Annotated in this window: 7 protein-coding genes; 4 read left to right on the forward strand and 3 right to left on the reverse strand. The window is 34.5% G+C overall.

Features of this window, described 5'->3' with window-relative positions; all coding sequences use genetic code 11:
• Positions 1 to 381 precede the first annotated feature (381 nt).
• From ACLU24_RS03060 to ACLU24_RS03075, 4 genes are read left to right on the forward strand one after another with little or no spacing between them, the layout of a single operon-like run.
• Positions 382 to 2,790 carry a DUF5682 family protein gene (locus ACLU24_RS03060; RefSeq protein WP_412610230.1) on the forward strand — a complete coding sequence of 803 codons (2,409 nt, stop codon included), beginning with the start codon at positions 382 to 384 and terminating at the stop codon, positions 2,788 to 2,790.
• Positions 2,783 to 3,916, forward strand: a complete 1,134-nt coding sequence (locus ACLU24_RS03065; protein ID WP_412610231.1) for a VWA domain-containing protein — start codon at positions 2,783 to 2,785, stop codon at positions 3,914 to 3,916. The genes ACLU24_RS03060 and ACLU24_RS03065 overlap by 8 nt, the downstream gene beginning before the upstream one ends.
• A gap of 13 nt (positions 3,917 to 3,929) precedes the next feature.
• Positions 3,930 to 5,969 carry an SWIM zinc finger family protein gene (locus ACLU24_RS03070; RefSeq protein ID WP_412610232.1) on the forward strand — a complete coding sequence of 680 codons (2,040 nt, stop codon included), beginning with the start codon at positions 3,930 to 3,932 and terminating at the stop codon, positions 5,967 to 5,969.
• The gene (locus ACLU24_RS03075; RefSeq protein ID WP_412610233.1) at positions 5,956 to 9,531 is read left to right on the forward strand and encodes a DUF4132 domain-containing protein; all 3,576 of its coding nucleotides are present in this window, start codon (positions 5,956 to 5,958) and stop codon (positions 9,529 to 9,531) included. Before ACLU24_RS03070 ends, ACLU24_RS03075 begins: the two co-directional genes overlap by 14 nt.
• Before the next feature lie 252 nt (positions 9,532 to 9,783).
• On the opposite strand, the gene ACLU24_RS03080 is transcribed toward ACLU24_RS03075, so the two are convergent.
• The 3 genes from ACLU24_RS03080 to ACLU24_RS03090 form a co-directional block, all read right to left on the reverse strand.
• Entirely contained in the window at positions 9,784 to 10,524 is a 741-nt protein-coding gene (locus tag ACLU24_RS03080; RefSeq protein WP_412610234.1) for a GNAT family N-acetyltransferase, read from the reverse strand.
• Position 10,525: 1 nt separating this feature from the next.
• Positions 10,526 to 11,023, reverse strand: coding sequence for an HD domain-containing protein (locus ACLU24_RS03085; RefSeq protein WP_412610235.1), 498 nt, complete (start codon positions 11,021 to 11,023; stop codon positions 10,526 to 10,528).
• Between the two features lie 83 nt (positions 11,024 to 11,106).
• Positions 11,107 to 12,222, reverse strand: a complete 1,116-nt coding sequence (locus ACLU24_RS03090; RefSeq protein ID WP_412610236.1) for a hypothetical protein — start codon at positions 12,220 to 12,222, stop codon at positions 11,107 to 11,109.
• Positions 12,223 to 12,250 lie beyond the last annotated feature (28 nt).

Below are 12,250 nucleotides of genomic sequence, written 5' to 3' on the forward strand. Positions count from 1 at the left end.
TCGAGGGACGGAGTCACTCGTGGGTTTTAAGGGCGAAGCCCTTAAGCGACGAGCCGCCGCGACCAAGACGCGTAATCGCTCGGCTTTGCCTCACTCGCAGTTTATTAGATAAGATTGTTGCCGCGGTCGATGAAACTACCGATAAACTAACAGATTAAGTGTAGGGGCGAAAAGAGCAATAAATGTTTGGACTTCGCCCTTAAAAACCACCAAAGGCTTTGCCGTAGGTAACTACCTTTGGAATCCGCAAGCCTTTAAAAAAGCTTGACCTAAACTTTAAGTGTCTTTTAGTAATTTTATAAGTAAATAAGTATTTATCTGTTATATTTTTTGTGATATAATTATTGTATTACTTTATGCCATAATTGAGGTTGCTGACATATGGAAGAAATTTTGCGTAATAAAGATATATTTAAAATAATCCCGTTTGATTATGAACAAAATATTTTGTTTTTTCCGATAAGGCATCATAGCCCCGCTTGTTCTTATCACTTAATAAAAACAATAGAAAAATATAAGCCTGATTGTATTCTTGTTGAAGGTCCGCAAAACGCAAACCGACTGATTCCGATATTAACTGATGAAGATACGAATATGCCGGTTGCATTTTATTATTTCTATAAGGACAAGGGGAAGTTGATTGATGAAAATGCTGATAGTTATAAATGTTACTATCCATTTTTGAATACGTCACCTGAATATAACGCACTGTTAGAAGCGAAAAGGCTAAATATCACAGGTAGTTTTATAGATTTGCCATATGGCGAAATTTTGATAAACACAAAAGCTGATACAGGAATACGCAAAGAAAGTGAAATTCCAAACTATAATGACGATTATTATTTATCAGAAAATAAAGTTTTTGATGCTATATGCGAAAAAACTCATATGCGTAGCTTTGAGGAATTTTGGGAGAAATTCTTTGAGATAGACGCATTGTTTATGGATACAGAAGATTTCGTTGCGAGAATGATGTCATATTGCTATCTTACCAGACAGAATACCCCTAAAAATATTATGGAAAACGATGGATGTTTGGTTCGTGAAAGCTTTATGGCTAAAAATATCCTTGAAGCTGCAAAAATTCATAAAAAAGTTTTGGTAGTAACAGGCGGATTTCATAGCTATGGACTTTATAGTCTTATCAATTCCGAAAAGGAAATCAAGTCGCCAAGACTGCACCATTTTGACGAAAAACAGCAGAATGTATACGCTATGGCGTATACACTTGAGGCGGCAGACGCTCTGAACGGTTATGCGTCAGGTATGCAAAATCCCGGATTTTATGAAAGTGTATGGAAGAAAATTAAAACCAATTCGGATTCTATAGAAACTGTCTATGAAAATACAGTTTTTGATATTTTGCTCAAAACCGCAAAACAAGCAAGCAAAGAAAAATTGCTAATCACAATGTCGGATATACTCTCCGCCGTAACAATGTATAACGGACTTCGCCTTATAAGAGATAAAAAATCCGTTGGACTTTATGAGCTATACGATTCTGTACAAAGCTGTTTTATAAAAGGTGAAGTTAATTCTGCAAGTGACTTGCCATTAAGAATACTAAGCAAAATTGCTACTGGTTCGGGAATAGGCAAGCTTTGTCAGACAGAAGATAAAATTCCGCTTATAGCTGATTTTGAGGAACAATGCAAAAAATATCGCCTGAAAGTGAATATTGCTATTGAGCAGAAAGTAGAGCTTGATATTTTTGCAAAGAAAAATCATATGGAGATAAGTCGATTTTTCTATCGTATGAATTTCTTAAAGACAGGTTTTGCAAAGCGTTTGAAGGGTTCAGATATCGTAAATAATGTTGATAGAAGTCGTGTAAGAGAGATATGGACATATGCAAGAAATATAGCTACAGATACAGCCTTAATTGATTCAAGTGCTTATGGTGCGACTATTGAGGAAGCTTGTAGAATTATTGCTGCAAGGCAGTTGAGAAGTGAACAACGATGCAGTGAATCAGCAAAGCTATATGTAGAATGTTTTCTTATGGGGATAGATATTTCAGCGGAATTTGCTGAACATATGAATGATATTATCATAAATGATGGCGACTTTTTCTCAATAGGAAAGGCTATTTATTACTTTAATATGCTTATTTCTCTAAAAAAACTATATGGCATTGATAATTCCGAAAGTGAATATTTCCTTGAAAAGTGCTTTAGTCGAATTGTAATTATGCTCCCCTCGATAATAAATATAAATTCCGATAGGGCAGAGGAGTGTATTAAGATTTGCAGAATATTATACAATCTTTCTTGTGAGGGAATATTGTCAGACAGATTTCCTGAACTAATTCAAGCGTTCAAGGATATGATTGAAAAGGATAATCCGGAACCGGCTTTATATGGTGCTGTTCTTGGCTTACTTTATGGATATGATGCGAATTATAAGTCAGAAATCAGTAATGCACTTTTTGGTTATCTTACAGGAAGTGATGAGCTTAAAAAGCAAGGAGCGATATTTCTGCGAGGAGCTTTTTCAACAGCAAGAGATATAGTTCTTGTTGGCTATGAATTTATAAAGATGATAGATAGCCTTATAAATTCACTTTTAATAAATGACTTTATGGAGGTTATGCCGGAATTAAGACTTGCGTTCAGTAAATTTACCCCCTCAGAAACAGATAAAATTGCAGAAAAAGCAGCGTCACTTTATGAAAAATCAAGTTCAGATTTGAAAAAAGACTTTGTAATCTATGATGATATTTATGCACTTGGAGTTGAACTTGATAAGCAAATTTGTGAAGATATTTCTACGGAGGAAAAATATGTCTGAAAATTACGATAAAAATCAAAGTTTAAATAGATGGCGTCTTATACTCGGCAAAAATTCCGAAAACCATATAGATTTTTCAGGCTCATATAGCGATGATATTTCCTACGAGGATATGGAAAATACACTTGATTTTCTCTATTCAATGGAGTTTGGCGATGAGCTTATGCGTATTGGTGGTAATGGTCCGTCAAGACTTTATACAGCGGATTGGATAGCAAAGGTAAGAAAGATTTTTCCGAAAAAGACAGTAGAAATTTTGGAAAAGCAAGCAATAGAGCATTTCAATCTTACAGAAATGCTTACTGATAAAGAAGTTCTCAAGAAAATGGAACCTAATACAGATTTATTAAAGGTTATCTTGCAATTTAAACATATGATGAAAAGTGATGTCATAGACGAAGCAAAACGAATTATAAAAAAGGTTGTAGACGAGATAAGCGAGAAACTTAATCAGGATATAAGAAAGTCCTTACTCGGAAAACTTAACCGCAATATGCCTTCAAATGTCAAGTCTATGAGAAATTTTGATTTTAAGCGTACTATCCAAAGAAATCTTAAAAACTATGATACAAAAAATAATCAACTTGTTCTAAAGAATGTATATTTCAATAGCCGTACAAAACGCTTTAATAAATGGAGCATAATAATTGCAGTTGATGAGAGCGGTTCTATGCTTGATTCTGTTATTTATAGTGCGGTTATGGCTGGAATTTTCGCTAAACTACCAATGATAGATACAAAACTGATAATTTTCGATACAGAAATAGTTGATTTAAGCGGATATGTAGAAGACCCTGTTGAAGTCCTTATGGGTATGCAGCTTGGCGGTGGCACAGATATAGCAAAGGCATTAACTTACTGTCAGAGCCTTTGCAGTAATCCTCATAGAACGATTTTTGTTACGGTTACGGATTTATATGAGGGCGGTAGCGTAAATACCCTGTTACATACTGCCGCAAATATTATCGGCGGAGGCAGTAAGATGATATTTCTTACCGCCCTCGATAAGCAGGCAAACCCCGATTACGACAGAAATATCGGACAGAAATTAGCTAATTTAGGGGCATTTGTCGGAGCCATGACTCCTGAACAGCTTGGCGATTATATCGGAAAAATGATTAGCTGAGAGAGGGTGAAGTATGTCAGAATTAAATAATATAATCAGTACAACCGATGATGATTACCTTATCGGTCTTACAAATAAAGGTACTCTTAAAAGAGCCTATAAGGACTTGGAAGAGGCTGAAATTTCCGCAGAATATAGCGACTCGAAAATAGAAGTAAGTGTTGCTGACCAGAAATGCAGTATTGTATCTCCGCTTGGAGAAAGCAAATGTACTTGCCCGTCAAGAAGTATTTGCAGACACATTATAACCGCTATTCTTTGGCTGAAAAATAATCTTTCAGAAAGTAGTACTGAAGAAGTAAAAAAAACTCCCGAACCTGAAGTATCTACAATAAACAAAGAACTTATAGCAGAACTTTCTGAATATCCGCTCAAGCTGATTAAAAGTGCTATGAAAAAGCAGTATTTAGCTAAATTTCTTAAAAATGCCCAAAATGGAAAGTTTCCACAGCTTGAAGAAGCAAGTATGATTACAGGTGTTCTTAATGATGAGGGAATTATGGTTAAACTGATTTCTCCACTCAAATATTCCGCTTGTAGTTGTCATAGTAAGGAATTATGTAAGCATAAAGCGGCTGTAATTCTTGCGTGGCAGATTAAGAATAAAATTGTTTCGCTTGATGAGCTTGCCGACTCAAAGGACGAAAACGCTTTTGATGTCCCTGCTGTTCATAAGACCGCAAAGGAAGTCGAAAAGTTTCTTTATGATATATTTTCAAATGGACTTGTGCGAGTTTCTGACGATATTCATGAACACGCCGAGGCTATGGCTGTTATGTGTCATAGTGCAAAAATGGCTGATTCTGAGCGTCTTATGCGTGAAATAGGCAACAGGTTAAAAGGCTATGTAATCCGTTCTCCTGAATTTGATGTTCAGATACTTTTCAGCCAGCTTATGGAGGCTTTAATTTCTATAAGAAAAATTCTTAACAGCAATTCAGAAAGCACACTTGCCGAATATATGGGTGAGTTCAAGCAAGCGTATTCAGATTCAGAAACGCTTGAGCTTATTCCGCTTGCGGTACGAAATATTTCATCAGTGTCAGGCTATGCGGGCGAAATCTATTATTTCTTGAATAAGAATACCGATAGCGAAAATAAATATCTTACATATTCAAGCGTCAGACCAACTTTTTATGAAAGTAAAAGAAATAGGGTTCAATATTCTGCACCGTGGGGACTTACGGGAAATCTCAAACAGGCTATGTCTTGTGAATTAAGATTGAAGAATCCGAAGCTTTCGGGTAATAAAATTTCCTCCTCATCAGATACCCACGCCGAAACTCTCAGCAAGGTAAATTTAAATCAAAAGCTTGTTATAGATAGTGTTTATCGTAATTTCCGAAAAATGATAGATGAAGTTCTTGTCGGCAAAATGACCTCAAAAGAAAATTTGGTTATGGTGACATTTGAGAAATGTATAGACTCCTTTACAGACGAAATAAGCCAAACTCACAGCATTATAGTAGAAGATTATCTCGGACAAAGGCTTACTATAAAAGCGAGATATAAGAATGCAGGCAAGGAATTTTTTGAAATTCTGGTTAAAGTCGGCGAAATTATGAAAAATGCTTCCGAAAATCAGTATACAATTCTTGCTAATGCGTATATCAGCAATGGTGAATGTATTCTTTATCCAATAGCTATTTATGATGAAATTCATTTTTCTAAGATAAATGATAGTTCAGAGAGTCGAAATATCAATGCAAAGTCCAATTTTGGGAACTATGAATTTTTCTCTCGACTTTTTGGTGAGATTTTACAGTCTTTATGTGATATAATTCAAAGTGGAATCAATTCCTACGATTTATACAACTGCATATATGATTTTTCTAAGGAGTGTGAGCGTTCAGGCTTGAACACGCTCTGCAGTAAAATTCTTGAGCTTTATAATATGCTAAAGAATAAAAATCATACATACAATACGGATAATACAAAGATTATCTTAAAGCTTGCAGAAATATATAATTATATTTCTGTCGGAATAGAAAAAACAGCTTTCAAACAAGCTATTTATAATTTAACAAAGGAGAATGAAGATGAATTTACTTGATAAGAACAGCCTCAAGGGTGAAGAAGGTAAGCTTTATAAGAAGATGATTGATGTTTTAATCAGTGCGGGTACTGATGATAATAACTTAAAGCTTGCCTCAGAATTTCTCAATTTTGATAATGAGATTGATTTCTCACTTCTAAAAGAAATACAAACACAGAAAAATGTCAGGCATATATCATCTGATATAGCGTGGCATTCAAAAGATATTGTTGTAAAATTTATTGAGGGCAGAACAAGCCTTGACAGAGATTATATAGATAGATATATCTTAGTAGCTAATGCTATTTTTGGTTCTGCTGCCGGATACATACTTTGGTATTATTTGAGGTCTGATATTATAGATTTCTTTATACAATCCTTATGCAAGTATTACAGCAAGGAAGAAAGCATAGGCAGACTTATAGCAATGGCAGTAAATGATGAAAATTATGATACTGGAGTGTCTTTAGGTTTATCCACCTTGCTTAATAGCAATGCAAAATCTTACTTTAATGCTGTAAATTATCTTAATTACAGATATGAAGCTTCGGAATATACTATTTATTCCTTAGGTTTTTTGAATTTAAATTCTGATGAGCTTGAAGCTGATGATGAGCTTGCAAAGCAAGTAAAGACTGCGTGTTTAGAAATCTTTTCTGAAATGAGCAAATCAACCCCTTCTAAGAATTTCAAGAAATTTAAGTTTATGATGACTGTTGCTTTTATTGCCTCAAAGTTCTCTAAAAATATAGAAATAAAGCTAAGCAATATGGCTAAAGGTGAAGAGAGCGGCGTTCTTGTAGGAATTTTTAATAGTATGAGAATAAATGGATATATAGAAAATAATATAGATAGGCTCTTTAATATTCTTAACTTAAAAGATAGTAATGAAAAGACTGTAAAGGAGTGTATAGCGGTTGCAGCAAGATTTATATTTAACGATGCAACAAGATTTGCATTTAACGGTGCAATAGGCTTTGCATATAATAAAGGTTATTATTCTACTTGTGGAGTAGAATTTTTACAAAATTGTGCTGTTGACTTTCCTGATGAATATATCTCTCTTATATGCTCAGAATCATTCAGTCAGACAGATATATGCGGTTATTTCCCATCACTTTATAATATATTAAAAAGTCAAAATCCAGAGTCTCTCGAAAAAGCTGAAATCAATCGTTCAGAAGTATTAAGGAGATTGAGCATAGGGGTCATAACTAAATTTTTAGATGTTCCGAATGATTGTTACTTAGCAGTAAGAGATTACTTATCCGGCAAAGATGAACTCTCTAAATTAGAGCCATATTTTGATAAGCTAAATAACAAATTGAAAATGTACGAGTTTGCGATATTAGGCAGGGCTGATTTGATAAATGAAGCCGCTAAAGCTGATTCTGATTTTGCAAAAAGATATTATGTACTTTTAGGTCTTACTCATGCTTCATTACTTGCTAATTATCAAAACATCAATCGTGAAGATACAGACGCAACAATCAGAATACTCAGAAAGTATATTACAGCCTTTAAAGAGGAAGGACTTCCGCTAAAGTACCGCTTCAAGGCATATGAGTGCATACTTGAATGGGACGAATTAAAGCCTTTTATCAATATATTTGCTAAAGAAATGACAGGCGATTTTGAGGAATACAAGGTTTGCAAGAAAATGGGCGTTAAATCAAGACTGATTTATGTAGAATATCTTCACAAACGAATAAAAGCTCATATAAATGAAGACGCTTGCAGAGAAGAACTTTTCAGTATGTTCGGTGACGCTTCATCAGAAGTAAGAACCCATATTGTAGAAATCGTAGCAAAAGACAAGAGCGAAGAGAACAAAGAAAAGGTTTTGAATATGCTTTCTGCAAAAAAGGCAGCCGCAAGAGATACTGCACTTTGCATTATTGAAGCATGGGGAGCAGAGAATTTCCGGGATATTCTACTTGAAATGATAGAGCGTGAAAAGACCGCTAAGGTTATAGATAAGATTCATTCTATGCTTGCGATTAGTTCAAGCAGTTCAAATTCGGAAGAAGAAGCTAGTCCAACTATGATTGTAGATAATCTTCATAAGGGTGGCAGAAACAAAAAAGTTCTTTGGCTCTTTGAAACACCGAATAGCCCTGTTCATTTCAATAACGGAAATTTGGCAGACGATAGATACTTACAGGCAATTCTGCTTTGCTATTCAAATATGACAAATTTCTGCATAAGCAAAGAAGCAAATATCCTTGCCGAAAATCTTAATAAAATAGAGCTTGAAAATTTTGCTCTTGAAATTTTCATCAAGTGGATTCAAGGCAATGCTGAAGCTAAGAAAAAGTGGATTCTTTATTTTGCAAGTATATATGGCGGTTTCAATATGATAGAGTTTTTCCAGAAATATATCAAGGAATGGTCGGAGGCAGCTCGTGGAGCTATTGCCGCAGAGGCTGTTATGGCTCTTGCATTGAACGGAAGTTCAGACGCACTTATGGCTGTTGATAATATCGCCCATAAATTCAAACATAAGCAGGTTAAATCTGCCGCAAACCAAGCTTTACAAAATGCCGCTGATATACTCGGCATTACAAAAGAAGAGCTTGGCGACAAAATTGTTCCAAATCTCGGCTTTGACGAAAATATGGAGCGTATTTTTGATTACGGAACAAGAAAGTTCAAAGTTTATCTGAATACAGCACTTGAGCTTGAAGTTTATGACGAAAAGGATAAGAAGCTTAAAACACTTCCAACCGTTGGTGCAAAGGATACAGAGGATATTGCAAAGGCATCGAATGCAGAGTTTAAGCAAATGAAGAAACAGCTTAAAAATGTTGTCAAAATACAGAAACTTCGTCTTGAAACGGCTATGCTTGCAGATAGACGCTGGACAGTTGATGCGTGGGAAAGCCTTTTCGTTAAGAATCCTGTTATGCATAAATTTGCTATGGGTTTGATATGGATAGCTTATGAAGATGATAAAGCCGTTCAGAGCTTCAGATATATGGAGGACGGCACATTCAATACAAGCGATGAGGACGAATACGAGCTTCCAAAGACTTGCACAATCGGTTTGGCACACCCTATTGATTTAGACGAAGAAACACTTTTGGCTTGGAAAGAGCAACTCAGCGATTATGAAATTATCCAACCAATGGAACAGCTTGAAAAGAAAGTCTATACTGTTGATGACACTGAAAAGGGCAAACTTGATTTATTAAGATTTAATGATAGAGAATTGAATGGTTATACACTTCTTAACAGAATGACCAAAATGGGTTGGTATAAGGGTTCTGTTCAGGACGCAGGTTGTTTCTATACATTCTATCGTGAAGATATTACAAAGCGTATTGATATGGGCAACGGTGTAATCAAGTATGAGGGCAATGCTGTTGAGCTTACTTTCTCAGGAATGTATGTTGCAGGTGATGACGAAAATGTCAGCATTGAAAAGGTCAGATTCTATGAGCCGGGAACAGTAGAGCGTGGAAGCTATGTTTATGATGAAGTCGATGATAAAAAATCTTTCAAACTTGATGAAGTAAATCCGAGATATTTCAGCGAGATTGTAGCACAGCTTGAAGTTATTCTTAAAACAAATGAATAAAAAACAATAATACAAAAACGGTGCAGTTCCGAAAAGGTTCTGCACCGTTTTTGTGTGTTAAGCTTGTATAATGTTAGTTCGACAGAAATTAAAAGTTTCGCTCAAGCCTTTTCAAAGGCTTGCGGATTCCAAAGGCAGAGCCTTTGGTGGGTTTTAAGGGCAAAGCCCTTAACATTCTTTACCCAACGGGCGAACTGCGTTCGCCCCTACTATAAATATTATTATTAACTAAGAATATTTATCGAACTCATATTATATAGAAATTCCGGTATATTCATAATCAAGCTTGTACCCAAGCCATTCTGCAAGATGTAGGGAAACCTCGTGAGCAGCGTCCCAAGAGGGCAACTTGCCTTGTTTCATACTTTCCTTAATAAACTCATATGAAGCGATTCTTGCAAGTCCACGCTTGCGGAAATCTGGATTAGTAGCGATTATAACCTCATATCCGCCACTATAATAGCTAAAAGAAGTAGCACCACAAACTAATTTATTATTGTATGTTATGCCAAAACCCAAACCATTTTTTAGAAAATCATCACAGCCATTGAAATTATTGCAGAAACCGTCTGCCCAATTTTCATTCATAGCTTGATTGTATAAATTTTCATCAAAGCGTTTGAGAGCAAAACCATCGGTTAGTTTGTATGAATATTCAGGCAAGTTAGGAAGTTCTTTGATAGTTTCAAAGCGTCTTTGAATATGTACCTTTTCGCCGTAATGCTTTATTATTTCCTCACGAATTTCTTTATTATCTGAAATAAAGACTAAGTGTCCATCTCCGATAAAATTCATAAATTCATTAAGAAATGCTTTATCAAGAACACCGCCGATATAGATATAGCCAAGAACAGCGATTGCCATTTTAGGATTTTCGCTTTCGCCATATACATCTCCCATAAGGCCCTCAAGACAGCTTGTAAGGGCGGTATCACTTATACCTTTAAAGAGATGTGCAGAATTTTTAATTTGTTGTTGATTAAGTTTTATCATTTTAATTATTCTCCAATGCAAAAATATCATTAAGCATTTTTATTGCAGTTTTAGTTTTAAAGAGCTTGTTTCTTACATTTACGATTGCATCTTTTGAGAGATTATCTTCATAGGCATTAACAAGGAAATCCGCCTCAACGAGTATCTGATAATCAAGACCGTCAATCATATTATAGGTGTGATGATGTCCGACAAGAAAGCATACACGCTCTATTATTTTTTCATCAATACCAAGCTTGTTAAGTAGCTTTTCAGCTTCGTCAGGACCAAGCATTTCCTGATATTTTCCTGAAGAACTACCGTAGATTTCCTCGCCTTTCTTTATACCAATATCATGTACCGCTGCTGCAATTTCAAGAATTTCTTGTTTTTCAGCAGAAAGCTCCTCAGCTTCACCGATAGTCTTTGAAAAGGCATAGACTTTAAGAAAATGTCCGACTCGCTTAGGGTCGCCCGAAAAATATTCGGTCATTGCTGAAATTACTTTAGTTATGTTCATTAGCCTTTCTCCTTAGATTAACAAAAGTAATAATTGCTAATGATTATGTTTCATTATTATCACCCTTAATTAAAAACAAGAAATCACCAACCCCATTCACTAAGTTCAGAACTATTCCAATAATATCCATTATCACCCCAACACCAACCAGAAATCCTATCTTTACAATTCCAACTATCTGGATTGCCATTACTATCATACCAAACTATACAATTTAATTCATAAGCACTGCCTACGCAATCAGGTATAGTTATTGTTCTTTGAATACCTCTATTTACAAAATTAAATTTTCTACTTGCTTTTACATTAGGACGAGTATCATTTTTGTATTCATTAATAATCCATCTTACTCCATTACTTTGACTTGAAGATTCTGGTTTACTACTTTCTGATTTACTGCTTGTTGAAGGCTTACTACTTACAGGCTTACTGACAGGTTTATCAACTTTACTACTAATAGTAGGTTTACTTGATTCTTCATATTTTGAATTTTCTTGATAACTGTTATTTTCATCAGCTGGTTGATGACTTTCGCTGTTACTATTTTCATAGTTATTATTGCTGCTTGAACTGCTTTCTGATTTACTGCTTGCAGGCTTTTTAGAACTTTCGGTTTTACTACTTGTTGGTTTAGAGCTTTCTGATTTTGAACTACTATTATCATTATTTTTTATAAATTTATCATATGAAATAATAAGCTTATCTATATTATCTTGATAAGTTTTTATTTCATCTTCAGTAAAGATAATGTCTTTATTTTTTACAATAGAAGATAAAATTGAACTAAGCTTTTCTTTTGCATTCTTTAAGGTGTTATTGTTCAATTTAATATTCTTATTATTTACATCAAATGTATAAACCTTAATTTGCTTATCAAAATCATCTTTAAAATATTTCCTCATAGTATTTAAAAGATTTTTGGCAGAATTGTTGCTTTCAATATTGCTTACATTATCATAAAAATCTTTTAGCACACTATATTTTTGATTATAATTTTTAGCTTCATTAAATTTCTTTTCAAACTCATCTAAATCAATTTGTTTTGAAATTTCGCTTACATCAGAATTAGAAATGCTTGTACTACTGCTGACATTACTAATTTCACTTTGAGTATTTGTCGTAGTTTCATTGCCACTGCAACCTGCTAAAACAAAGCAAGTTGACAACATAATCGCAAATAAAATCTTTACATTTTTCATAATTAATTCTCCTTTAATAAATTTTAAA

Source organism: Pseudoruminococcus sp. (assembly GCF_047012705.1).
In the GTDB taxonomy this organism is placed as follows: domain Bacteria; phylum Bacillota; class Clostridia; order Oscillospirales; family Acutalibacteraceae; genus Pseudoruminococcus.